The sequence below is a fragment of the Martinezella lusitana genome (assembly GCF_014207095.1).
Classification (GTDB): domain Bacteria; phylum Pseudomonadota; class Alphaproteobacteria; order Rhizobiales; family Rhizobiaceae; genus Rhizobium; species Rhizobium lusitanum_B.
Genome location: NZ_JACHBG010000020.1, coordinates 74,808 through 98,643, shown reverse-complemented (window position 1 = coordinate 98,643; position 23,836 = coordinate 74,808). Strand labels below are relative to the sequence as shown.

Below are 23,836 nucleotides of genomic sequence, written 5' to 3'. Positions count from 1 at the left end.
TCTCCCAATCCCGGTCGCGATAGCCGTTACGCTGGGCCAGCCGGAAGCCATTCTTCTCGCCATAGGCCGCGCCGGTCTTCGTGCCGACCTCCAGCCCCATCAGCTTCTCGGCAGCAAAGCCGATCATCTCCCGCAGCAAATCGGCATCAGCGCTCTTCTCAACGAGTGAGCGCAGGTTCATCATGTCGTCGGTCATCGGTGGTGTCCCTCAGGTTGGCTCTAAGCAACCCGACCCTACCGGAAATCACCGATGGCTATGAAATCCAGCTACACCACTCCATGGGACACGATCCCGGTACGGCTTAGCCACACTTCTGGTGCGGCATTCCACACTCCGTTACCAGCCATGCGAAAACCGCCAATTGATAGACCGACGTCGTCGAAAACTATGCCGATGCCCGTTGGATGCTTCACCACACTGGAGAGGCATTGCGATCATTTCTGTCTCAGCTGAGCAGCAATCATGTCGCGACTGGCGTTATGGATCAGCAGCGTTTCGTAAAAAACCGTCAGAATGTTTTCCGCCAATTCCGTATCCAAGTGTTGCATACGAAGGACAGTCACCTTTCGCTCCTGCCGTGAAACCTGTTCTTCACTTTCGGCAATATGGCGATTTGCGATATCAAGGTCGGCTTGAGTGAATATCATTTTGGTTTCTCCCTGAGATCGGCATCCCTGGGAAGTGGCACTCGCACTGAAGCGCTTCCCTGTGTTCCGTCGGAACCCAGTTCATCGCGGTTCGGAAGAAACGAAGATGACGCTACACTGGTGGACGCTACCAGTGACGCTCGAAACGCGTCGGGTCGGTCAATATCTTACCATAGGTAGTGCGGACAAAGCAGCAGAATACATGTTCGAGGAGTGGCCGGGAAATGTCACGATGGATTTACTTCAATTAGCGCAACGCATTTCGGTCATTTGCTGCCGTCAATTTGCTTACCAATTGCGATTTCGACACCATTGCGGCATTCAGGATCGCCTACTGTCTGGCCATCATTTTGGCCGCAGGTCTCGCCTATGCGACCTAACAAGCTGAAAACATCTCGCAGAGTCTCTTCGTCCAAGGTCCGCAACTTTTCGATTGAGGCCAATAGCAGAACCGCTTTTGCTTCAGTCCCACCCCAGAGATGGGGTGCTGCTGGCGCGATAATTTCCTCCGGAGTGGCGTCCAGAACCTCACAGAGATGAATTAGCCGGCATACCGTCAGGCGGGAGATCTTATTTTCGTAGCGGCCGTAAACCTGTTCGCTCAGCCCAAGCAGGGGCGCAAGTTTCGATCGAGGCAGTTTTCGTCTGTCGCGGGCGCCGCGAAGACTGGTGCAGATCTGTTCTTCCAGTTCGGCGCTAAGCACAATTCGCCCATCAAAAGGCTTCCGATAGACAGGTTTGTCTATGCGTGGGTCAACGACCTGCTGTAAACCGAGTTCTTTAATCCATTGCTTCAAAGATGGACCTGCCATTGCTGAGACTGAGGGTTAACGCGCAAGATCTCTTTTATACGGAAAAACGTTAAGGTTAAAACCTGTAACGTTGCATTTTTGATCATTTTTGGCGCATCTTTCTATCAAGCGAATTCGTCAAACGTGCACTAATTTCGCATATTATTATTGTTTTTCAATACATAATTGAAATCGGCACTGGTTTCTCTTGGTGCAAGAAAAAACACAATCGCACCAAATTGGCTATCGCCAGGTTACGCACCGCACTGGCATGGCGTTCCCGACCGATCCGATATCGTGAGAAACGCATCAATGCGATGTCTAGAATCTGTAGGGTGGTTTTCCTGTGGTTTTTGTTCACTGCGACCCCGAAGCGGCTCTCTGTCGCTTAGGTCTGATGATCGACATGCGGGAACGCGAGATAGGCCATCAGCCTCAGAGGGGATCGCCGAAACCCGTTCATAGATCGGCTCCTCCAGATCGTGTTTTTTTGAGGTCACAAGTCGGGACGGGCGATCGGGTTATCCAGCGCTCTCCACGCGTTACGCTTACTGAAAATTGCATACTCAGCTCAAAAAATGAGTCGACTGACATAATGCTTTCCATTTTTTTGCCGAAAAAACGCAAAATATATTTGGCTCACCTTCAAGCGTTCTCACTAAAGGTATCCTATGAAATACCAGCTCGATTCAACTGATTTCAGTACAAATCTTTAGAATTTCAGCCGACCCGGAAAGCTGTCCAGATTGCGAAACACGTGCCAAATCGGCGCGTACGGCAATTTACAACGCCCTATGAGAACAGCATATTGCGTCGCGCCGCCGCTATCTATGGTTGGTATCACAGCTCTCCCTTCTCCCTCATCTCTGTGGGCACGAGATCGCTTCAAATAGGAGGCTAAAGCAAATGAAAAATATCGTGTACGTGTTAGAGTCGGATACCGCCCGTTTTGGGGCGGTTGAGCTTCAGGATGGAAGCATTGCTCCGATCTATGACTTGATTGGTAGCAGGCTAATCGAGATGATCCGCTTTGACGATATGCACTCGCTGTTCGTAGATGAAGAAGCGTTGCGTGATGGGCTAACCGCCTTTACAATCTTTGATGGCTGTCCAAAGCCTCTGGCGGGGAAAATTGTCCTTGTGGGAGGCGACTGCGGACAACCTTATCGTGCCCCATTGATCACGATTGCGGATGCGGCGGCACGCTTCCGATGTTGCCGGCCGGTGCTCGATCCAGTCTTTGCCACGGCCGGCGATATGACGCCAAAGGGTCTTATAGTTGCCGGGGCACTGGCAAGCTTGCAAGTCCGCATTGATCGTCGCTCTCCCGTGCTCGAAGAGAGCGAAAATCGCGGTTTGATACAATAAATCCGACCGCCACGCTCGCGAAAGATCGCGCGGGCATGGCGGCAAAAGCTTAGGTATTCGGTTTCAACTCACTCACTCATTTGCCAGGCGGCAACCCCTTAATGAATTTGCTGCGGTGGCGCTGCCGCTAAATAGGCTGGCAGATCTCAGGGAACTCCGGAAAACGCGCGCACCGTTTGCAGGTCTGAGATGGCGATCCAACGCACCTCGGGTAATCATTGCTCCAGGAGATCAGATCTCAAAACCCAAAATGAGGGGATGGAGTTTACGTCGACCACGCACGGCACAATCCTCCCGCCTCTTGTGATAGCCCCCGGGTCGATGATGACCAGCTGGGAAAGCGGGCTGTCGCTATTCATCCAGCCATCCACGTTTCGCACGCTGATCCTCAACGTCAAGTACGGGAGGAGCATTGCGTTTTCGGTCAAGCGTCATTGGCTCCATGTCCGAGCATCGGCCAATTTGAGAATTTTGTCCGTAAGGCGAACCAAATTTGATCGGTCGAAACGGTATCGAAATGGCATTTAGACTTTCAAAACAATTAATAAAATCAATGCGTTAGTTTAGTCACTATCCCGCTGCGACCTCAAGTAGCAGCTCAAACTCGTACATATCTTGCGCCAAATTGATTTGTTGGGATATGCTTTTCGCGTATCGACCGCAAACATCCCGACGCGTGCGTCGGGTCTGAAATGGAGAGAAAAAACCGGCCAGAAAAAGAAAAACCGCTCCCGAAGCAATCCGGAAGCGGGTCTGTAAGAGAATAAATTAGCCAAAACCTTTGTCGCAGACCCTTCCTTCCTTGTCAACAAAAAACATCACTTTGGTGAACGGCGGAGCTTTGCCTGGTCCCGAACGGAGACGAGGACATGGAAGATATGACCACCTGCCAACGGCCGGTCGGCCGTAAGATAACGCCCCAAAGGGCTGAATTCCGGCGCTGGGCAAAATCGGCAGAAATCGGAATGGTGACGCGTGCCCAATTGGCTGTGCTTGCTCAAAATCTGACCTGCACAGGCCTGATAAATGGAACGGAAAGCCATCTGTTGCTAATATTGATCAACACCGCCCCCGCCGATACTTTCGATACGTCGGGGCGGCCAATCGTGTTCAAATCGAACCGACAATTGGCATTTGAGGTCGGGCGTTCGGCCGGCCGGGTCAGTCGAATGCTTTCCAAGCTTTTCGATCTGGGTTTGATCACGATGCAGGACAGTGGAAACTATAAGCGATATCCCGTCAGAAACAGCGATGGCGTCATAACGGATGGATGCGGGGTCGATCTTCGAATATTGGTCCTGCGATATGGCGAGCTTACTCGCCTCGTAAAAGACATCCGAGCGGAGAAGAGGGCGACCGAAGCTGCCTTGCGACGGTACCGAGGCGCCTTGCGCAATATCCGTTGTGCCCTCGCTGCTGTCGCTGATGTAAGTGCAACAATGCGCCAACGCATTGCCGACCGGGTCGAGCGCATCAGCAATTATATCGGAATTGCTGCCAAAGCATCCAACCGGATGCTGCGTCGTGCGACTGTCCTTCTTGAATGGTCTATGGACCGACTGATGCGGCTTGACCCGCGACCTCAAGACCAACTCGGCGCAGGGAAAACGACATGCGTGCCTGTCGAAAACGACATGCAGAAACAGACTACACCTCCTTATCAATCAAAACGTAGTAGTAATGTTCGAGAGGGTTCGGCTCATGTCGGACAATACAGTTTTCCAAAAGCCAGCGCCGCCAGCAGCTCGGCTTTTGAAGAAACCGCGACCCTTTGGCGAGGCTCAGTCAGCGAGCGAGAACCTCAGCGGCAGGCTCTAATCGCGCTTAAGGATGTCTTGCGGGCGGCCCCGGCCCTCGCGGAGCTTGGATGCACTCCCAAGAGCTTCCAGGAGTTTGTTCGGCTGACTCCGATGCTGTGCCGCTTCGTCGGGATCTCAGAGGATGCCCGCCGTGGCGCCGTGGAGGCAATGGGCGAACAGCAAGCAGCGGTGGCGGTGGCAGTTATTCTGGAAAAAGCAAATCGGCAGGAGGTCAGTTCGCCCGGCGGATATCTGCGCGCAATGGCCGAGCGCGCAGCCGCGGGCAGATTGTATCTTACCCGCTCGGTCTTCGGTCTGGCGGCTCGCCGCGACCTTGAGCAAAGCACTCGAATGGCCGGGCAAACTTAACTGGTGGGTCACGCTCTTAAGCGGTGCAGCGTTCTAGTCGACACTGTTCATGCGCCACGATCAAAGTGAGCGACGATGTCGGCGCATGCGGTGACCGACCGGAAAACGAGTGAGTGTGAGGTCCAGGATTCTATAGTTGTGGCGCTGGTTCCTTTAAAAAGATGATCATGAAAACCACTTTGCGGCGAGATCGCGGTGAAGACCGACGCTTTCCGTTGCCGGAGTGCCTACCAGACAGCCAAGCTTACCTGCGATTGATGTCTCATTAGCTCCCGTTATCTTGAGGCACCATACGCTTCAGCAGCCGAACGAGATCGCGCTTTGCCTCGCTCGGAAGGGTTCTGATAATTCGGTCCAGAGTGAGACGATCCTCGGCTTCCTCAGGCGTGCGCCCCCAAAGATGGGGCGCCGCTTCAAAGAGCATATCTATGGGCATAAAGCCGAGAATTTCACAGAGATGGATCATTCGGGTGACCGTCATCCTTGAAAACGCCCGCTCGTAACGTCCGTACACGGGTGTCGACAGACCGAGCATTGGCGCAAGATCCGCGCGAGCGAGGCCCTCGGCCTCGCGCGTTTTTTTTAAAAATGCGCTGATCAGTTCTTCCATATCTCCTAGCGTCGCAACTTTCCCGTCAAAACCGGGCTTGCGGTAGATCGGCTTGTCGACTTCCGGATCGGTGGTATCTACGAGGCCTCTCGCACTTTTGTAACTTTCTAGATCTTGCGTCACCGCCTGTCCCTACTTTTCAACAATCGCCGGTCAGCGTGGATCGCCGTGGACGGACTTGAACTGCTTGCCTTTGCCCCTTTGAGGTCGTCTTCTGTCCGTTCCGAGGGGAACATTGTCAGGTTATAACAACTTTAGAGAGCTTAGCCAATTTGCTTCAGTAATCCGATGCACGATGAAGTCAAATCACGGCTGCGAGATCGGCGATCTAATTTAATCAGCGACAAACGATTGCTCGCTGGGACCATTTTCAAACCACCACGATCCCCTTGAAATTCAGCGAGAATTCGCGAATACATCCTTCAAGCTCCTTTATGAAGTCAGCGGCAATCGTCATTGGTTCCGATGTGAACGGCCGAGCCAAGGGTCGGCGCATCTTCGTGTCCGCTTATATCCCATTTGGTTAGCAGGAAAAGTAGGACCGTACCCTGGTGATGATTTTCCCAGAGAGCCTTATCGGCTATCCCTCTCCGGTTGTTGCGTAAAACCAAGCGATTTGTGATGGCCGGCTTGCTCGCGCGAAGCGGACGGGATAGTGCCTGTCTTTAAATGACGGAACCGGTCGTCGAGCGCATCGTAAAGCTCGCAGAGCGTCAAAGCGAAAGGCTTACTGCGGCTTTCTGGGGGCTGGGCGGCAATCAGGGAAGCGCTCGTCTTCTCTGGTAGGTCTCGGCCATGCGGTGCCCGATTGACGCGTCAAGAATGCCCGGATTGAATCGGGGCTCGGCCTTGAACCCGACTGAATCGCGCGCCGGATCGGCATCCCCGCGCCACTGGCTTGACGATGCCGAGACGCTCAGCGGACGTGCGGCGAAGGCCGCTGAGGCTGCCGTTGAGGGCTGCGGCATCGTTCGTAACGACACCGCGCTGACCCTGCTCGCACACCGCATCGGCCTTCGAAATAGCAGGTGCGATCGATCTTGCCGGGACATGTTCCGGCTTCCGCTACGCTCGCGGACGGCGCTGTTCGCAGGCAGGGACGACAGGCCATGGTGGCGGCCAATAATCTCAGCCACCGGATCAATCCAGCCGAAGGGCGACCTCTTTTCTTTTCCAGACGCCGCCGGCGCCGGCGTCTTGAGGCCATTAGGCAATACGGAGAAGCCATTCTCGGTTTGGATCTCGCGGTGGACGACAGCCGCTACGATCTGATCTCCTTCCTGTTGGGGGCAGCACCTGGCCCCTCGCTCCAGGCATGGTGGCGGAGGGTTTCCTGATGATGATGCGGGACGGTCGTGCCGTTCAGGCCAATGCCCGAATGTCCGATGTCGTTACCAACGGGATCGGCATCGATCCACAAAACTCCTGCTGACAGGCTCTGAAGCGCGCCTGACGGAAGGTGACCGTCGTTTACGGGCCACGCCATCAGTTCCAGACAAGGACCTGAAACAAGTTGACGTGGGCCCGCAAGACAATGTCCCAGATGAAATGACACGCGGGCGCAAATCGCGATTTTCCGCCCGAAGGCCGCAACGTCCTGCATTGCACAGGTCGCGCCGAGCTAAGATAGTCCGGCAACATGGCCACAGAGCGAACGAAGTGCATCAGGCTTCCGAATGTCGACCATTCGCGCATGTCGCAGGCTGATTATGCTTTGTTCCTTCAACTCGCTCATGGCACGCGATACCGTCTCGATCGTCAAGGCGAGATAGTCCGCAATGTCCTGCCGCGACATGGCCAATCTAAACTGCCGAGTGCCTCCCAGGCGCTCGCAGAGATCCAACAAAAATGTGGCCACCCGTTCAATCGCAGACTGCCGTCCGATAAGCAGAAGGTGTTCCTGAGCACGTTCCATAGCTTCAAGAGCAAGTGCAAGGAGTTCCGGCAAATGCCGCTGCTGAGCAAGGCCCTGTTCAAACGCCACTATTCTTGTCAGGGCGAGCGCTTCGGCAAAGTAACGATGCTGAGAGCCAGCTTCGAAGCCGAACATTTCCCCCGCGACATGGAAGGAGACGACCTGCCTCCCCCCGTTGGAAAGGATGCGACATACCCGAACAGCTCCGGTAGAAACCCGATAGCACTTATCGGCGCTCCCGCCCTGGGCGTATATCTCTTGGCCGCGCTCATATGTGACGGCGATGTGCGCTCCCCCAATTTGCGGCCCCACAATTTTCGTCGGCGAGGTCCAAGGCTGTGCTGCGGGCATGAATTTCGACTGCATCTGGTATTCCCCATGTTCCGGGGCAAGATTGCCGGTTCTTATGGGAGCGATAAATTCGGTTTTATCACTAAGGGTAAACACTTAACCGGCATCTCGTGCGAATTGCCGGCGATTTATTCCGATCCCTTTCGAAGGGTGTTCATCACTAGAGGCAGCAGCTTGTCGTCGTCATAAGAAATCGTGGCGCCGCCCGGTCAGAAAATAATGCGGGCGAGTCTTTCGGCAAAGACGTCTCGACGCGCAGGATGGGCCCGCTAAGTCCGCGAAAGCGCCTCCAAAGTTGCCTTCGATTATATAATCCCGTCATCGAGCAATGACGATCAATTTAGAGTTTTTGGGAAAACAGATGCCATGACGACCCTTCCCGTTCGCAAGGTTACGGCAGGACCCCGAATGCGGCGAGATCAACACTACGAAGCTAGAAGGGCCCCATCTCCACCGCAACAGCCATACGAACCAGATGCGGGATGCTTTTTGCTCTCATTTTCGACATGACGCGGGCGCGATGAACCTCCACCGTGCGGCGGCTAATATTCAGATCATGTGCAATCGACTTGTTCGGAAGGCCGACCACGACGGCAAGAAGCACTTGGCGCTCCCTCTCGCTCAAGGTTTCGATGCGCGCTTGAATGGCAAGGCTCTCGTCGACGTTAGCGCCATTAACATGTAAATGGTCCGACGCTCGTTCGATCGCCTCAATGATAACGGCGTCTTCGCAGGGTTTCTCTATGAAGTCGACCGCACCGGCTTTCATCGCCTCAACTGCCACCGGCACATCGCCATGTCCGCTGATCACGATTGACGGAATTGAGATCTTTTTCACGCTAAGCTGACGGATGAGATCTATACCTGACATCTCTGGCATTCTGAGATCCGTAACAAGAATTCCGTTGTGGATGCCCGGCGCAAAGGAAAGAAACAAGGCTCCCGATTGATGCACCTTGACGGCATAGCCGTTCATGGTCAGCATGAAGGCAAACGATTTGCGCGCCGGCTCTTCATCATCGACAATATGGATCGTATAGTCAGTCGGTTTCACACGTTTGTCCTTCCGTATAGGCGGGAAGCGTGAACTGGAAAGTAGCTCCGCCAGCCGCGTTTCTTGAGACCGTCATTTCACCTCCATGGGCCTCGACAATACGTTTCGAGATCGCAAGGCCGACACCCATTCCACTTGGCTTTGTCGTGACGAATGGCTCGAAGAGCTCCGCGGCAATTTCTTCCGGAATGCCTTTGCCGGTGTCTTCCACGATAACGGCGACTTCATCCTCCTGCGTGGGCATCGTGCGGATCGTAAGCTCACGATGCTCGACGTGGCGCATAGCTTCTATGGCGTTTCGCATCAAATTAATGATGACCTGTTCGACCTGAACACGATCGACCATCACCATCTCGGCGCCGGGCACGTATTCGAAGACAGTCCTGACGCCTTTTTCTCGGGAACCTACAAGCGCAAGGACGCCTGCTTCCTCCACCAGCGTGCGGATATTTTCGAGGCCCTTTTCCGTTTCACCTGTCGTGACGAACTCTCTGAGATGTTTGATAATTTTTGCCGCTCTAAGGGACTGACGTTCAATCTCCTGCAAAGCGTTTCTCATGACCGTTGGGACATTGTTGTCCATGTCGCTCAAGAGCTTCGTACACCCGAAAGCGTAATTTGCGATCGCCGACAGCGGTTCGTTCAGCTCATGCGCAAGGGCGGATGCCATTTCGCCCATTTCGCTCAGGCGGGCCAATCTTGCCAATTCCGCCTGGATCCGCTGCTGGTGAGCAGCAGCCTCTTCCCGCTCCGTAAGGTCTCTTAGGAAGCCGATGAAAAATAAGCCACCACCCGATTCCAGCTGGCTCGCGGTTAACTTGAGGGGAAACGTCGATCCGTTCTTCCTGCGTCCGACAACTGCTTGATCTGCGAGAACGCGCTTTTCGCCCCTTCCAAGTTGCCGTTGCATATGGCTGCCGTGGACGGCGCGAAAAGGATCAGGCATCAGCAGTCGCAGGTTCGCGCCAACGAGCTCTTGTTCTGCATACCCGAACTGCCGCAAGACGGCGGCGTTGAAGGACACAATTTTACCGTCGCGGGTCGTGATCACCATCGCATCGGGCACTTTGTCCAATATCGATGTCAGATGCGCAGTGGGGGCAATCTCACTCTCGATGATGGCATGTCTCGTCGCCTGCAACACCTCTCCCAGACAAGCAATCAGAAGCACCGCAACGCCAAAGGAAACCAGTTCAAAGACCGTCGCGTAAGCCGCATCGCTCAGCCGCTGAACAAGGACATCAGCGCCAAGCGACATGCCCGCCGCTAGAGAAATCGGCTTTCCGCCGCCGATGATTGCGACCACGAGAATAGCGGGAATGAACGGCAATAGGGTAAGATCGTCGCTGGTGAACTGCGACAGGGCCAATCTCAGTGCGAGGACGCCGAATGGAGCAGCGGCGGCGACACTATAGGCGACGATCGGTCTGCCCCGCCACCGGACAAGCATCCAAGCGAGCCCGCCAGCGCCTTGTGAATGCATTTTGTGATCCACCAGGGAAAAAGGTACTGTCATCATGCCGAGCATCTCGCTGGCAGATCAAAACTAAGCTGAACTCTTTTCATCGAGTATGCTGCGCCTCCTTTGCCTCGGCGCCGCGATTTTGAAAATAATTCAAAGAAATCCGTCGCGCTCTTTGTTGAAGATCAAAGAGCCATGCAAAGCGTGTGCCTAGAATGGCCGCATTCTAGCCAGTACTCCGTAGAAGGATTTCGCATGCAATCGGCACTTATTGAAAAATACGGCGATGAGCGCCTACCCCGCTACACTAGCTATCCGACATCGCCGTGTTTCTCCCCCAACGTTGACGATAGCACTTATGAGAATTGGCTTAGCGCTGTCTCGCTGGAGAAAGCGGCATCGCTTTACGTGCACATCCCGTTTTGTCCGTCGATATGCTGGTATTGCGGATGTCACACCACGAATGCGCGCAATAGCCGACCGATCGTCGACTACCTGCGAATGCTGCGCGAGGAAGTACGCCTCGTGTCCGCAAGGACCGGGGCGCCGGTTAGGATCGACCATCTGCATTTTGGTGGAGGAACGCCAACGACCATCGGGCCGAAGAAAATGTTTGAGCTTATTGAGCTTCTGCACAAGCAGTTCGAGTTCACCGGTTCGGCCCAAATCGCGTTGGAGATCGATCCGAGGACGCTAGATCAGGAGATGGCGACGGTTCTCGGGGAAGTAGGGGTGCACCGTGCTAGTATCGGGGTACAGACCTTTGATCCGACGGTCCAAAGGGCGATCAACCGCACCCAAAGTAAAGAACAGACAATGGAGGCGGTTTTTAAGCTGCGCCGGGCGCGCATCGCCAGCATCAATTTCGATCTTATGTATGGCCTGCCAAACCAGACGGTTCAATCCTGCATCGAAACGGCCAAGGCAGCGATCGAGATGCGGCCGGACCGTTTCGCAGTCTTCGGTTATGCGCATGTACCTTCCTTCAAGAAGCATCAACGGCTAATCGACGAAGCCGCTCTCGCCAATGCGCAAAGCCGTATTTCCCAGGCAAAGGCAATTTCGGAACACCTTGTTGCGGCAGGCTACCGCCGCATCGGGATCGATCATTTCGCCAGGCCGCACGACAGTTTAGCAACCGCGCAGACAGACGGGCAATTGCATCGCAACTTTCAGGGCTATACGACCGATGCTTGTGAGGCACTTATCGGCTTGGGTTCGTCAGCTATTGGCCGCATGCCAGGCGGCTATGTTCAAAACGAGGTACTTCCCAATCGTTACGGAAAGCGGATCGCATCCGGCCGCTTGGCCACAACGAAAGGCTGGCGCTTGTCGGCCGAAGATCGCCTGCGGGCAAGTATCATCGAACGCCTGATGTGCGACTTGCAGGTCGACGTCCCGGCGTTGGCCGTCACATACGGTTTTGACCCACACGCGCTTCTTAACGGCAACCCCAGGCTCTCGATGCTCGAGAGCGACGGAATAATCGAAAACGCGGGCGGCATCATTCGTTTGCGAGAAGACGGGCGCTTCCTGATCCGCGCCGTTGCAGCAGCTTTCGATGCCTATGTGAGGGAATCGGGGCGCCATTATAGCAAGACGGCCTGAGGTTTCTCTTTGCAACAATGCAACGGGAGCCCTTCGGCATGTTATACCGCCGGCAAACCATCTCGTCTTAAGCGACTTGCCGGCCGGCTGGATGAAGAGTTGTTAACAGCCATCTTGCGGGATACCACAGATGAACGCAGATGGAACTCAATACTAATTGGCCGCAGCTCTTCGAGCGAGAGCCATAACGTAGTCATCTGCGATGTCGGCCAAGGTCAAAGCGACCTCCGGCTCCTTCCAACCGGCAGCGACGGCCGTCAGCACGAATTCACGGAATGCCACGGAAAGCACCTCCTCGCCCTCGATGACGCGATATGGATTATTCGCGGCATGTTGAGGGGCGCTGATCTGTATTGTTGTGGGTAGATGAGGTTCCATGAGACGTCCCCTGAAGGTTGACTTGTTGTAGACCTGTCCTGCATTTCTCTCTTAACTGCACTGCGATTATGCTTATTTTCTAAAAGATTAACCGTGACGTGTCGTTAGCCACGCATCCCGAATTTTGCCGCAGCGTCCATTTTGTTTGCTGGTTCAAAATTTTTTCGTTTCAGGCATGGGTGCAGTGTCTCGGCGCTTCGGCTCCCAATGCGCGATGTTGTTTAGGGCACCTCTAGGCCTCTTTACTCCGATCCATCGCCTGGTTCAGCTTAGGATTCGCATGCAATAGAGTATCCCTCACCACTGCAGCACTATCCGCCCCGTTCTCGAAGACCGGCGACGCGTTCCACAGTCAGCCGACGATCACCACAAGCGCTATGCTGCCGATTCGCGCCTTCGATCCCCGATGCGATCAAGACTCTGCGGCGCGCGTGACCGCATGGGCTAGGACGGCTGGCGAGGGATAGCGGGCGGTGCCGAGCAGCAGGGTGACCCAATCTGGCTTCCATAGAGATCGAGCACGATCAGCCTCCTTGCATGGGTGTCAGTATCTCGATCCTGTCATAGTCGGCGAAAATATGTTCGTCGCGATCTTCGCGATGAACCAGTTCGCCGTTGGCGGCTGTTGCCAGCCAGTCGCCTTCATGGTCGAGTGCGGCCAAAAGCTGCGAAAGCGTCTTAGCGGCGATGGACTGCGTTTCGCCATTGATGATCAGGTGCATTGGAAACTCCTTTGCTTCGTCCGATCGGAAAAGACGAGATCGGCCGCTTCGGCCGCCATTGTGGGCGCCAGCAGAAAACCGTGGCGATAAAGGCCGTTCACGTGGATGACTCTGCCGTCCCGCATCACGCGCGGAAAATTGTCGGGAAAGGCCGGGCGGATGCCGGCGCCAGTTTCGACCACGGTGGCGTCCGCAAAGGCCGGATGCAGTGTATAGGCTGCGTTCAGCAGTTCCATCGTCGAGCGTGCGGTGATCGCCCCGTCGAATTCCGTCTCGATCATCGTCGCCCCGACCATAAACAGGCCTTCGCCGCGAGGGACGACATAGACGGGAAAGCGAGGATGCAGCAGGCGGATAGGCCTGGCGAGCATGACCTCCTCTGTATGCAGATAGAGCATTTCGCCGCGCACGCCGCGCAGATCGCGACTTTGCCCGATGCGGGCAGCACCGGTGCAATCAACGATATCTGGGAAATCGTCTTCGCTCACATCATCGCTAGTAAAGACGACGCCTGCTGCCGACAGCAGCTCTTTCAACGTCCGTAGCGCCTGACGGGGGTTCAGATGAGCTTCATGTTGGAAGAACAGACCCCTGCGAAAACGCTGTGCAAGGGCGGGATCCAGCTCGGCTATGCCATCTTCGTCCAACCATTCATACCCAGACGTACGGGCCGCAAAGCGGCCGAGTTCGCCCGAATCCCGCTGAGGTGCGGCGACCAGTGTCCCTTTATGAATGACTTGGCCGGGCAGGACGGCATCCCACCATTCCACGGCCATTTTCCCCAACGTCATTACTCTCTCGTCGGCGTTTACCCGCTCGCACCAGGGCGCCAGCATGCCGCCGGCGAGCCAGGATGCAGAGCGCCCGAATCCAAGATGCGGGTCGGAGACTGTTACGTGAGCGCCGCGCGCGCACAGTTGACGTGCTACTGTTAGGCCGGCAATTCCGGCGCCCTTAACGAGAACCCGCAATGTCATGCTCCCATAGGCATATAGAGATCGCCCCCTTACGGGCATTTGCGACTACGTAATCCAGCCCCTCCTTTTGCGCCTCGGCGTCGATGTCGTGCGATATTCGTACGAGCAGAATTCGGGCCGCACCTGGATACGAGGCTCAAGTGAACTCTTTGGGTGCTCGGCGGTGCTGTGACTTGCTTGCGAATTTGTCCATTTCTCAAGTTACTCCACTTCGAGTTGACCTTGATCTTCTCATAAAGTTGATGACCAAGTCGGCATGCACGTACCCAGCATCACTAACGCCAACGCCATCCAAACGCTGGTCGAGCCTTGGATGACGCAAGTCGCTAAACACCAAGCGATTTTATGAGGGCCTAGAAACGATAGGTTACGCCCGCGCCAAGCAGCCATGGATCGAGCCTGGCCTTGCCGCTGACGTTGGCCCCGCCGACGTTGGCGTCGAAATCAGGCCTTAGGAAGATCTTTTTGGCGTCGACGTTCACACCCCAGTGATCGTCGATCATATAGTCGAAGCCGGCCTGGAGCGCGACACCGAAGGAGTTCTTGACATCAAGGCTGCGAGCACTTTTTCCCGACTGGTTGTAAAACAGCGTATAGTTGAGGCCGGCGCCGACATATGGCCGAAAAGCGCCAAGGTCGGTGAAATGGTATTGTAGGGTGAGCGTTGGCGGCAGCAGCCAAGTCTTGCCGATCTCGCCGAGCGCTGAAATCGAGCCGCCGCCATGCACCTTAGCGTAGGTTGTGCCCAGGATGAGTTCAGCGGCGATATTCTCGGTGAAGAAATACGAGATGTCGAATTCCGGCACGACCGTGTCCGAAAAGGAAAGATCCGAACCCGGCAAGCCGTCGACGCGCCCAGAGTCAGTAGTGATCACACCAAGCGCGCGCAGCCGCATCTGCCATGGGTTTCTGTTGGCTGCCGCGGGAATGGGAGCCCTACTTGGTGGTGTCGTCAGATCGGCAGCGTGCGCGGTGCTCACGATACCCAATATTGCAGTAGCGATGATGACCCGTATGATGTCCTTGGAAGTCATTCTTGTCTCCTTCGATCTGAAATTCGTGAATCGAGGAGCAGTAACATCGGCTGGCACGTCAGGATTTGAGGCGGCTCAACTAAAGAAAATTGGACTGCCTGTCGCAGACAAACCCTGGCCTTGTGTGGCAATTTCGCAACGTTTCAGTCACTTGAATGACGTTTGGCATGAGACGTGTTGGATTATCCGGGCAGAAAGCCTCGCGCAATTCAACGCGGTTTCGAATCATCATTTCGGAAAAACCTCTTCGTGTAAGACCGTCTGTGGATTCCAGGCAGTTGGGAATTTAGCAGTTTCGTCGGGTCATCTGCACTGGCGCTTGTCGATTGTTGCGCCCCCTCGGGCGCATTATCCTCACTCACTAAGATGCGCCACGAAGCCCCTTCCAAATCATCATACTGTCCGCTCTTTAGCGACCACAGAAAGCCTCCCAGCCCGAGCGTACCCATGAACAATGCCAGCGGGATCAAATAGATCAGCATATTCATATGGACCCTCCTGCTGAGGCTGCATGTTTGCCATCATGCCTAAGTTGCTCCCGCCGATTCCAGTGGTTGAGTCGCAATGCATTCGTCACGACGATCAGCGAAGACGACGACATGGCGACGGCGGCGATAAGCGGCGTCGCATAGCCCGCGATAGCGATGGGAACAGCGAGCACATTGTAACCGATGGCAAGGGCGAAGTTCTGACGGATCAAAGCTGCCGCGCGCCGCGCGACGCAGATCGCCTCCGGAACCGCGTCGAGACGGTCATTCAGGAAAACCAGGTCTGCCGCCTGTCGGCCAATGTCGGACGCAGTCGCGGGAGCCATCGACACATGCGCCGCCGTAAGTGCCGGCGCATCGTTGATGCCGTCACCAACCATCATGACCTTGTTGCCCGCCTCGGCCAAGCGTGTGCACTCTTCCACTTTCTGTTTCGGATCCAATTCCGCAATCCAGCGATCCACATGCAATAGCCGCGCTGTCGACTCGACGACGGCTTGCCGATCGCCAGACAGGATCATCGTCTGCAGCCCTGCAAGACCGAGCTGACGAATGGCTACGGCTACTCCGGGGCGAAGCGTGTCTTCGAAATAGAATCGGGCAAGTGCGATACCGTTCCTCGACAGAACGACCTCGGAGAGCGAGTCATCCGCTTCTTTTTCTTCTCGGGGCGGGATCGAACAAGCGAACTCCATATGGCCGAGACGATATAGCCCCCTGGCGGTTTCGACTTCCAGGCCCGCGCCCGGTATCTCGACGACGCTGTCGAACCGTTGCCCCTTGCCGCCGGCACTCCGCAGCAACGCCTGAGAGAGCGGATGGCGGGAATGCGCAGCAATTCCGGCCGCGATCGCCCTTTCCTCCGACCCCACATCCACCATCTCGACGAGCCGCGGCTGGCCCATCGTCAACGTGCCGGTCTTGTCAAACGCGACGGCATCGATTTCCGCGAGACGCTCCAAAGCGGAGCCGTCCTTGATCATGATGCCGCGGCGAAACAGGTTGCCTGCGGCAACAACCTGGACGACCGGCACTGCTAGACCAAGCGCGCAAGGACAAGTGATGATCAGCACCGCGACGGCGACAAGCATGGCATGCTTCCAATCTCCACCAAGGGAGCCCCAGGCAAGAAAGGAAAGCAGCGCAAGTAAATGAACCGCCGGAGCGTAAAGGCCGGCTGCACGATCCGCGACCCTGCGATAGCGCGCCCTGCCTCCTTCTGCTGCCTCCATAAGGTTGATGGTTTCCGCAAGCAGCGAGTTTTGCGCCGTCTTCGTCGCGCGAATGGTCAATGACGCCATGAGGTTCATCGCACCAGATCTCACCTCCGCGCTGTTCGCGACAGCAACTGGTATACTTTCGCCCGTGACAATAGAGAGATCCAGCTCGCTCGTACCTGCGGTCACGGCGCCGTCGACGGGGATGCGTTCGCCGGCAGCGATGAAAACATGATCACCGATGCTGATATCTTCAATCGCGGTGTAGCGCTTGCTCCCATCGGCAGCTATCACCAGCGCGCCGCGTGGCGCAAGTCTCGCCAGGCTGTTGACCGCGGCTCGCGCCTTTTGCCGCATGATGTGGTCGAGCGTGCGGCCAATGAGCAGGAAGAACAGCAGCGACACGGAGGCGTCAAACCATGCATGCTCTCCGTGATGGATCGTCTCCCACAACGATACGGCATAGGAGAGCGTGACAGCGAGCGAAATCGGCACATCCATGTTGGTGCGCCCATTCTTCAAGGCATTCCAAGCCGATCGAAAAAAGAAACGGCCGCCATAAATTAGGGCCGGCGCTGTAATCATCGCGGAAATCCAATGAAACAGGTCTCGCGTTGCTGCATCTGCACCGGACCAGACCGATACCGAGAGCAGCATGATATTGGCTGCGGCAAAGCCGCAGACACCAACGGCCAAGAGCAATTGATTGCGCAGACTATTCGTCTGGGGCGCGGCGGGAGTGAAAATATGCGCCCGGTACCCGGCTTCGGTGATCGCGGACAGAATACCCGACGGATCGACGACAGCATTATCAAGGTGCTCGACATAGGTGCAACTGACCCGCCGCGCAGTCAGGTTGACCCGGGCGCGCGTTACATAGGGTAACCTGCATAAGGACCGTTCAATGGTCGAAATGCAAGCGCCACAGTGCATATCGGGAACGCTGAGGTCCAATTGACGAAGGCCCTCCCCCAGCGGATGGCTGGCGAGGACGATCTCCTCGGCACTGGCGCAGCTATTGCTCGTTGTCATGACGCTTTCCGCGTCCATCGTGCAGCAGGTCATTGTCCAAACTCCGCCGTGTCGATGCGCCTAGCCTCATGCATTACCGTGACACCGTCTCTGCGCGAGACGGTTTCCACGATCCAGTCGCCTCCCTCAATGCGATGTTTCGCTTCGAAATGGCCTTCGCTTGTCTTCGTCAGTGCAAGCGCGAAGTCCTCCCGGTCGCCCACGGGCCTTCTGAACGTCAGCGTCACGTCGTCAACCACCGCCGGCGACCCGTCACGGTTATGAATATCGTACTGAATGACATCGCGGCGCAGTAACAGATCGCCCGAAATGCCGCTGCTCGCCATAGCACGCATGGCGGCGGCCTTGCCGTTGAATTCCTGGCTTGCCACATAGGTATTTTCCACCACAAGCCCGCTCCAGCTCGTGGAAGCGAGAACTGCCATCGTCACGTTCACTCCGATCACCACGGCGAAGAACGCAACAATGACGATCAGCATATGGCGGCCGGTGAAGGGACCTCCGGTGATAACTTGGCTTCTCATTTCGGCGCTCCCGGCACGTTGAAGGCGGCCCGGTGCGTAGCCCGATCCGCATGATTTTCGTCCTCTATGACGAACAGGAATTCCTTGATTGTTTCCGGCTTGGCCTTTTGCGTGACGAACACTTTGAGCGAGGTGGCCGCGTCCGGATCCACATCGACAGTGAAGTGCCGGCCTTCCTCCTTCGAGAGTTCGGGGATCTTCATCGTCGCTCCCTCCGCGCCGTCCAGTCGGATATCGATTCTCCTCGGCATCGGCACCATATTGAGCACGCGAAGCGTATAGCCGTTGCGGATCGATCCATCGGACTCCAGGACATATTGCGGATTGCGGTCGTGAACCACGTTCAGTTCCAGCCGCTCCCGGAGCGCCAAATGCACGAGCATCGCCACCCCGATCGCTGCCCAAACAGCCGCATAGAAAAGAACGCGCGGCCTGAAGATCACGCGCCAGTTGAAGTGCTGGATATTCTCGATGAAGTCGCCATCGGCGTTTCGCACGAGATGCGGTTGCACAGGGCTCGCGCCACCATTCGTCGCCAGGTTCATGTTCGCGGCATACTCGCTTAGCGTCGCATAGGAGATCACGCCGCGTGGCTTATCGAGCTTATTCATCACACCGTCGCAGGCGTCGATGCACAAGGCGCAGGTGATGCATTCCATTTGCTGACCGTCGCGGATATCTATCCCCATCGGACAGACGGCAACGCAAGCGTTGCAGTCCACGCAATCGCCGGTAGCCAGGCCCGCCGCTTGGGCTTTTTTGGCGTGACGGGAGCGCGGCTCACCGCGCCAGTCGTTGTAGGTCACGACGAGGGAATTTTCGTCCAGCATCGCGCCCTGGATGCGGGGCCACGGACACATGTAGGTGCAGACCTGTTCCCTCATCAGCCCGCCAAGAATGTAAGTGGTCGAGGTGAGAAGGGCGACCGTGGCATAGGCGACGGCCGGCGCCTGGCCCTTGAATAAGGCAACAGCAAGGGATGGCGCATCCGCGAAATAGAAGATCCATACGCCGCCTGTGAGGACGCCGATAAGAACCCATATGCCATGTATGGCGACCCGCTTTGCAATCTTGTCCGGTGTCCAGGGACTCGCATCGAGTTTCATGCGCGCGTTGCGATCACCTTCGATCGCGCGTTCCACGACAAGGAAGACATCGACCCATACCGTCTGTGGACAGGCATAACCACACCATGCCCGCCCCACCGCCGACGTTACGAGAAACAGGCCAAAGCCAGCCATGACAAGCAGACCGGCCACATAGAAGAACTCCTGTGGCCATATCTCGATGAAAAAGAAGAAGAAGCGACGAGAGGCGAGGTCGATGAGAATCGCCTGGTCGGGCGCATATGGACCTCGGTCCCAGCGAATCCACGGAGAAAGATGGTAGATGCCGAGCGTGATCAGCATGATGATCCATTTGAATCGCCGGAACCGACCCTGCGCTCGCTTTGGAAACACTTTCTTTCGCGCGGCATAAAGCGGCTGACGGTTGCGCCGGACACCAACGTCGTCGGCGCCTGTCCGTTCGATGCGATCGTCACCTGTCATGGGAGCTATGGTGAGGATCATCGCATACCATCCTGTTGATGATCCTCATCCTGCATTTGACGAACCAAGCGTTCTCGACGCAAGTCCGGGAGAGAAAAAGCAAGCCTATCGGCTCAATCAAAAGGAGAGCCACACTCCGGGAGGGGGGTGTGGCCCGGAGGAACTACGAGCCACAGCACGAAGGGACGTCCTCCAGGCCCGGAGAATAGCAGCTTGCTAGCTTGCGATCGTTGAGTGAAATCAAAACGCTGCTAACTTTTTCAGTTCTACGAGCAAGTTTTCTGGCTGTCCGAACGCAACCGCATTGCGTAGAGAGACAAGATCGTGATCGACTGCTGACCGTATCGCCATCAGGCCATAAAGATTGTGATGCACGTGAATTCGTGATTTTTCTTTTCTATTTTCCACCGCCCAAGGAATGAACAAACACCGTCAACTCCTTCACGGTGGTTTCGCCCAGCCGGGCAGACCAAGCTGGCATAACGCCGTGTTTGGGCAGGGTCACCTGGCGGATGATCGCTTGCTCCCCTCGCCCCTTAAGCCAGATCGCGTCGGCGAGATTTGGTGCGCCAAACTCCTGTTTTCCCCTGTCGTCTTCGCCATGACAGACGGCGCAATTGTCGAGGAATACCTGCTTGCCGGCGTCGGCCGCTGCCGGATCGGAAACTGTGTTGGTCAAGGCCCAAATGTAAGCGGCTACCTGGCGTATCTGGGTGCGTTCGAGTACATCACCGAAGGCGGGCATCTCAGAGACATGCGTCTCGGGATCGGCATCGAAGCGGATGCCATGAGCGATTGTCTGTTGAATGGCGGGAAGACTGCCGCCCCATAGCCAATCGTCGTCGTTTAGATTGGGAAACCCCGGAGCGCCGGTGGCACCGGAGCCATGACACGGCGCGCAATTGACCTTGAAGGCCGAGGCGCCGCCTGCAATTGCAAACTCACGCAGCGTTGGGTCGGCATCGATTTCTTCAACGGATTTCGCGGCGATCAGAACATCGAGGCGAGCCTGCTCAATCTTGGCGTTGTTCATTTCGTGCTGCAGTTCAGCCCGGCTTGAGAACCCGATCAGTCCTTTGGTGGTATCCCTGATCAGGGGTATGGAGGGATAGGCGATGGCATAGCCGACGGCCCAGAGGATCGTGGCATAGAATGTCCACACCCACCATCGGGGCATGGGATTGTTGAGTTCGCGGATGCCGTCCCACTCATGGCCCGTTGTTTCGACGCCGCTGAGTTCGTCTATAGGTTTGTCCGACATCTCAATCGTCCTTTAAAGGTATGTCAGCGGCTTCGTTGGCGCCTTTTTTGCTGCCTGGCCGGAGCGTGAAGGCTATAGCCCCCACGAAAAACAAGGCCAGTGCGAGGAGCCCCCAACTGTCGGCGAAGTGACGCATTGCAGTGTATGTTTCCACGGAGGCACCTCAGCGATAGCCGGTGGCATCGTCGTAAGTCGAGAAATCAACCAGCGTTCCGAGCATTTGCAGATATGCGACGAGCGCGTCCACCTCGGTCAGCCTGGCGGCATCGCCATCGAAATCGCCGACCTTCGCTTTCGGATATCGCGCCAGCAGATCCGTCGTATTTGCGTTTGGATCGGCTTGCGCCCGCATGTCGGCTTCCGCATTCGCCAGCATGTCTTGGCTATAGGGTACGCCGACATCCTCGTTCGCCTTGAGATCCATGCCGATATCCTTAACCGTGACCTCCCTCTCCTTGAGAAAGGCGTAAGTAGGCATGATCGACTCCGGCACCACCTCGCGCGGGTTGGACAGATGCTGGACGTGCCACTCATTGGAATAACGACCGCCGACACGCGCCAGATCCGGTCCCGTGCGCTTCGAGCCCCACTGGAACGGATGGTCATACATGGACTCGGCGGCGAGCGAATAATGGCCGTAACGCTCCACTTCGTCGCGGAACGGTCGGATCATCTGGCTATGGCAGAGATAGCAGCCTTCGCGGATGTAGATATTGCGCCCGGCCAGCTCGAGAGGCGTGTACGGGCGCATGCCTTCCACCTTCTCGATCGTGTTCTGGAGATAGAACAGCGGCGCGATCTCGACGATGCCGCCAATGCTGACCACCAACAGCGACCCGACAAGCAGAAGGGTAGCATTTTTCTCGATGATCTGGTGTTTGGCGAGTATTGACATGTTTCTCTCACTCGGCGGCCTTGGCGATGAAAGCGCTGGGGATCGCGGCTTCGTCGCGCTGGCGGCCCCGGATGGTCATTGCGACGTTCCAGGCCATGATCACTCCCCCTGCCAGATAGAGAGCACCACCGACGGCGCGCAGAAGATAATAGGGGAACATCGCAGCCACGGTCTCTGCGAAGGAATAGACGAGGAAACCCTGACTATTGTATTCGCGCCACATCAGGCCTTGCTGGATGCCGGCGACCCACAGCACCGCGGCGTAGATAACGATGCCCAGCGTGGCGAGCCAGAAATGCCAGTTGACCATACGGAGGCTGTAAAGCCGCTCGCGCCCCCAGAGCTTTGGCGTCAGGTAGTAGATGGCGCCGAACGTGATCATGCCGACCCAGCCGAGCGCGCCGGAATGAACGTGACCGATGGTCCATTCGGTATAGTGACTGAGCGAGTTGACCGTCTTGACCGACATCATCGGGCCTTCGAAGGTCGACATGCCATAAAAGGCGATCGCGACGATCATCATGCGGATGATCGGGTCGGTACGGATCTTGTCCCAGGCGCCCGAAAGAGTCATCAGACCGTTGATCATGCCGCCCCAGGAAGGCATCCACAGCATCACCGAGAAGACCATGCCCAAAGTCTGCGCCCAATCGGGCAATGCCGTGTAATGCAGATGATGCGGACCAGCCCAGATGTACATGAAGATCAGGGCCCAGAAATGGATGATCGACAGGCGATAGGAATAGATTGGGCGGTTCGCCTGCTTCGGTACGAAATAGTACATCATGCCAAGGAAGCCGGCGGTCAGGAAAAAGCCGACGGCGTTGTGGCCGTACCACCATTGTGTCAGGGCACCCTGCACGCCCGAAAATAGCGAATAGCTCTTTGAGCCAAGGAAAGACACCGGCATCGCGAGATTGTTGACGACATGCAGCACGGCGATGGTGACGATGAAACTCAGATAGAACCAGTTCGCGACATAGATGTGCGGCTCCTTGCGCTTCAGGATCGTTCCCAAAAAGGTGACAAGATAGGCGACCCAGACAATGGTGAGCCAGATGTCGACATACCATTCGGGCTCGGCATATTCGCGAGCCTGCGTGATCCCGAGAACATAGCCGGTCGCGGCCATGACGATGAAAAGTTGATATCCCCAGAACACGAACCAACCGAGATTGCCGCCGAAGAGCCGGGCTCGGCAGGTGCGCTGGACGACGTAAAAGGAGGTCATTATCAACCCGTTGCCGCCGAAGGCGAAGATGACGGCAGAGGTATGAAGTGGGCGCAAGCGACCAAAATTGAAATACGGCGCGACGTTCAGATCCGGATAGGCAAGTTGCAGGGCGATCACGACACCGATCAGGAAGCCGATCACCCCCCAAAAGACGGTGGCAATCAATCCATAGCGGATGACCTCGTCAAAATAGGCTCCGTTTTTGGGTTTGGCGCTCACTGTCACGGGGGAAAAATCAATTCGCCGCAGAAGCAGTACCGTGCCCGCTAGCAAACAGAAGAACAGTATCCCCATGTGGGTTGCAAAAAGCTGGTCATGAGCGACCCCCGCGCCGACCAGTGCCAAAAAAGCCCCGACCGCAACCAGCATGGTTTCAGCGGTGTAATTCATGTCATGCTTCCCGATGTACAGACGACCACGCCAAAGGCGGCCGCCTTTCTCGCCACTTTTGGGAACTATTCGCACGTGACGGGCACTCAGTCCTTGATCTCTCTCAACGAACGCCGCGATTTTGTTTGATGATCACCTGATTGCATCCAACTGCGCTTT

At 56.2% G+C, this 23,836-nt stretch carries 22 protein-coding genes and 1 pseudogene; 4 read left to right on the top strand and 19 right to left on the bottom strand.

Features of this window, described 5'->3' with window-relative positions; genetic code table 11:
- From GGD46_RS27135 to GGD46_RS27125, 3 genes are all read right to left on the bottom strand, one after another.
- On the bottom strand, positions 1–196 hold a 196-nt coding region (locus tag GGD46_RS27135; protein ID WP_184709709.1), incomplete at its 3' end, for a transposase.
- Positions 197–435: 239 nt separating this feature from the next.
- A complete protein-coding gene (locus tag GGD46_RS27130; RefSeq protein ID WP_004125950.1) occupies positions 436–648 on the bottom strand; it encodes a hypothetical protein in 213 nt (70 codons plus the stop codon).
- A gap of 266 nt (positions 649–914) precedes the next feature.
- Entirely contained in the window at positions 915–1,460 is a 546-nt protein-coding gene (locus GGD46_RS27125) for a helix-turn-helix domain-containing protein (protein ID WP_004125942.1), read from the bottom strand.
- 885 nt (positions 1,461–2,345) lie between these two features.
- Here GGD46_RS27125 and GGD46_RS27120 point away from each other — a divergent pair.
- Both GGD46_RS27120 and repC read left to right on the top strand, forming a co-directional pair.
- Positions 2,346–2,807: a hypothetical protein gene (locus GGD46_RS27120; RefSeq protein ID WP_004125939.1), complete on the top strand. Its 462-nt coding sequence runs from the start codon at positions 2,346–2,348 to the stop codon at positions 2,805–2,807.
- Positions 2,808–3,676: 869 nt separating this feature from the next.
- Positions 3,677–4,975, top strand: coding sequence for a plasmid replication protein RepC (repC, locus tag GGD46_RS27115; RefSeq protein WP_004125935.1), 1,299 nt, complete (start codon positions 3,677–3,679; stop codon positions 4,973–4,975).
- 265 nt (positions 4,976–5,240) lie between these two features.
- Here the strand turns inward: repC and GGD46_RS27110 are convergent, their stop codons facing one another.
- On the bottom strand, positions 5,241–5,708 hold the full coding sequence (locus tag GGD46_RS27110) for a helix-turn-helix transcriptional regulator (RefSeq protein WP_004125932.1): 468 nt from the start codon (positions 5,706–5,708) through the stop codon (positions 5,241–5,243).
- A 905-nt stretch (positions 5,709–6,613) separates the two neighbouring features.
- Between GGD46_RS27110 and GGD46_RS27105 the strand changes: the two genes are divergently transcribed.
- The gene (locus GGD46_RS27105) at positions 6,614–6,922 is read left to right on the top strand and encodes a hypothetical protein (RefSeq protein ID WP_135488301.1); all 309 of its coding nucleotides are present in this window, start codon (positions 6,614–6,616) and stop codon (positions 6,920–6,922) included.
- A gap of 284 nt (positions 6,923–7,206) precedes the next feature.
- On the opposite strand, the gene GGD46_RS27100 is transcribed toward GGD46_RS27105, so the two are convergent.
- From GGD46_RS27100 to GGD46_RS27090, 3 genes are all read right to left on the bottom strand, one after another.
- Positions 7,207–7,866 (bottom strand): helix-turn-helix domain-containing protein, encoded by a 660-nt coding sequence (locus GGD46_RS27100; protein ID WP_004125929.1) that lies wholly within the window; start codon positions 7,864–7,866, stop codon positions 7,207–7,209.
- A 418-nt stretch (positions 7,867–8,284) separates the two neighbouring features.
- Complete coding sequence (gene fixJ / locus GGD46_RS27095; RefSeq protein ID WP_004125927.1) at positions 8,285–8,905, bottom strand: response regulator FixJ; 621 nt, start codon at positions 8,903–8,905, stop codon at positions 8,285–8,287.
- Positions 8,892–10,388: a PAS domain-containing sensor histidine kinase gene (locus GGD46_RS27090; RefSeq protein WP_184462165.1), complete on the bottom strand. Its 1,497-nt coding sequence runs from the start codon at positions 10,386–10,388 to the stop codon at positions 8,892–8,894. The genes fixJ and GGD46_RS27090 overlap by 14 nt, the downstream gene beginning before the upstream one ends.
- Before the next feature lie 234 nt (positions 10,389–10,622).
- On the opposite strand from GGD46_RS27090, the gene hemN reads away from it, so the two are divergent.
- Positions 10,623–11,975 carry an oxygen-independent coproporphyrinogen III oxidase gene (hemN, locus tag GGD46_RS27085; RefSeq protein WP_004125924.1) on the top strand — a complete coding sequence of 451 codons (1,353 nt, stop codon included), beginning with the start codon at positions 10,623–10,625 and terminating at the stop codon, positions 11,973–11,975.
- A gap of 153 nt (positions 11,976–12,128) precedes the next feature.
- Here the strand turns inward: hemN and GGD46_RS27080 are convergent, their stop codons facing one another.
- The 12 genes and pseudogenes from GGD46_RS27080 to ccoN form a co-directional block, all read right to left on the bottom strand.
- Positions 12,129–12,353: a hypothetical protein gene (locus tag GGD46_RS27080; protein ID WP_004125917.1), complete on the bottom strand. Its 225-nt coding sequence runs from the start codon at positions 12,351–12,353 to the stop codon at positions 12,129–12,131.
- Between the two features lie 524 nt (positions 12,354–12,877).
- Positions 12,878–13,075 (bottom strand): sulfur carrier protein ThiS, encoded by a 198-nt coding sequence (gene thiS / locus GGD46_RS27075; RefSeq protein ID WP_004125916.1) that lies wholly within the window; start codon positions 13,073–13,075, stop codon positions 12,878–12,880.
- Entirely contained in the window at positions 13,066–14,046 is a 981-nt protein-coding gene (gene thiO / locus GGD46_RS27070) for a glycine oxidase ThiO (protein WP_004125914.1), read from the bottom strand. Before thiO ends, thiS begins: the two co-directional genes overlap by 10 nt.
- A gap of 359 nt (positions 14,047–14,405) precedes the next feature.
- On the bottom strand, positions 14,406–15,086 hold the full coding sequence (locus GGD46_RS27065) for an OmpW/AlkL family protein (protein ID WP_004125911.1): 681 nt from the start codon (positions 15,084–15,086) through the stop codon (positions 14,406–14,408).
- Between the two features lie 347 nt (positions 15,087–15,433).
- Positions 15,434–15,574: pseudogene (ccoS, locus tag GGD46_RS34045) on the bottom strand (cbb3-type cytochrome oxidase assembly protein CcoS); the annotation flags it as partial.
- Complete coding sequence (locus GGD46_RS27055; RefSeq protein WP_004125906.1) at positions 15,571–17,856, bottom strand: cation-translocating P-type ATPase; 2,286 nt, start codon at positions 17,854–17,856, stop codon at positions 15,571–15,573. The pseudogene ccoS and the gene GGD46_RS27055, both read right to left, overlap by 4 nt.
- Positions 17,853–18,347 carry a FixH family protein gene (locus GGD46_RS27050; protein WP_004125905.1) on the bottom strand — a complete coding sequence of 165 codons (495 nt, stop codon included), beginning with the start codon at positions 18,345–18,347 and terminating at the stop codon, positions 17,853–17,855. The genes GGD46_RS27055 and GGD46_RS27050 overlap by 4 nt, the downstream gene beginning before the upstream one ends.
- Positions 18,344–19,918, bottom strand: a complete 1,575-nt coding sequence (gene ccoG, locus GGD46_RS27045) for a cytochrome c oxidase accessory protein CcoG (protein ID WP_004125904.1) — start codon at positions 19,916–19,918, stop codon at positions 18,344–18,346. The genes GGD46_RS27050 and ccoG overlap by 4 nt, the downstream gene beginning before the upstream one ends.
- Positions 19,919–20,294: 376 nt before the next feature.
- Positions 20,295–21,158, bottom strand: a complete 864-nt coding sequence (gene ccoP, locus GGD46_RS27040) for a cytochrome-c oxidase, cbb3-type subunit III (RefSeq protein WP_004125903.1) — start codon at positions 21,156–21,158, stop codon at positions 20,295–20,297.
- Position 21,159: 1 nt separating this feature from the next.
- Entirely contained in the window at positions 21,160–21,312 is a 153-nt protein-coding gene (locus GGD46_RS27035; protein ID WP_028755102.1) for a CcoQ/FixQ family Cbb3-type cytochrome c oxidase assembly chaperone, read from the bottom strand.
- A gap of 9 nt (positions 21,313–21,321) precedes the next feature.
- On the bottom strand, positions 21,322–22,053 hold the full coding sequence (ccoO, locus tag GGD46_RS27030) for a cytochrome-c oxidase, cbb3-type subunit II (RefSeq protein ID WP_004125901.1): 732 nt from the start codon (positions 22,051–22,053) through the stop codon (positions 21,322–21,324).
- 7 nt (positions 22,054–22,060) lie between these two features.
- Positions 22,061–23,677, bottom strand: coding sequence for a cytochrome-c oxidase, cbb3-type subunit I (gene ccoN / locus GGD46_RS27025; protein WP_004125900.1), 1,617 nt, complete (start codon positions 23,675–23,677; stop codon positions 22,061–22,063).
- Positions 23,678–23,836: the final 159 nt, after the last annotated feature.

Coding starts and splice junctions, on each gene's coding strand:
- GGD46_RS27130 (WP_004125950.1), bottom strand. CDS start 648: ATGATATTCACTCAAGCCGACCTTGATATCGCAAATCGCCATATTGCC.
- GGD46_RS27125 (WP_004125942.1), bottom strand. CDS start 1,460: ATGGCAGGTCCATCTTTGAAGCAATGGATTAAAGAACTCGGTTTACAG.
- GGD46_RS27120 (WP_004125939.1), top strand. CDS start 2,346: ATGAAAAATATCGTGTACGTGTTAGAGTCGGATACCGCCCGTTTTGGG.
- repC (WP_004125935.1), top strand. CDS start 3,677: ATGGAAGATATGACCACCTGCCAACGGCCGGTCGGCCGTAAGATAACG.
- GGD46_RS27100 (WP_004125929.1), bottom strand. CDS start 7,866: ATGCAGTCGAAATTCATGCCCGCAGCACAGCCTTGGACCTCGCCGACG.
- GGD46_RS27090 (WP_184462165.1), bottom strand. CDS start 10,388: ATGCATTCACAAGGCGCTGGCGGGCTCGCTTGGATGCTTGTCCGGTGG.
- hemN (WP_004125924.1), top strand. CDS start 10,623: ATGCAATCGGCACTTATTGAAAAATACGGCGATGAGCGCCTACCCCGC.
- GGD46_RS27080 (WP_004125917.1), bottom strand. CDS start 12,353: ATGGAACCTCATCTACCCACAACAATACAGATCAGCGCCCCTCAACAT.
- thiS (WP_004125916.1), bottom strand. CDS start 13,075: ATGCACCTGATCATCAATGGCGAAACGCAGTCCATCGCCGCTAAGACG.
- GGD46_RS27065 (WP_004125911.1), bottom strand. CDS start 15,086: ATGACTTCCAAGGACATCATACGGGTCATCATCGCTACTGCAATATTG.
- GGD46_RS27055 (WP_004125906.1), bottom strand. CDS start 17,856: ATGACCTGCTGCACGATGGACGCGGAAAGCGTCATGACAACGAGCAAT.
- GGD46_RS27050 (WP_004125905.1), bottom strand. CDS start 18,347: ATGAGAAGCCAAGTTATCACCGGAGGTCCCTTCACCGGCCGCCATATG.
- ccoG (WP_004125904.1), bottom strand. CDS start 19,918: ATGATCCTCACCATAGCTCCCATGACAGGTGACGATCGCATCGAACGG.
- ccoP (WP_004125903.1), bottom strand. CDS start 21,158: ATGTCGGACAAACCTATAGACGAACTCAGCGGCGTCGAAACAACGGGC.
- ccoO (WP_004125901.1), bottom strand. CDS start 22,053: ATGTCAATACTCGCCAAACACCAGATCATCGAGAAAAATGCTACCCTT.
- ccoN (WP_004125900.1), bottom strand. CDS start 23,677: ATGAATTACACCGCTGAAACCATGCTGGTTGCGGTCGGGGCTTTTTTG.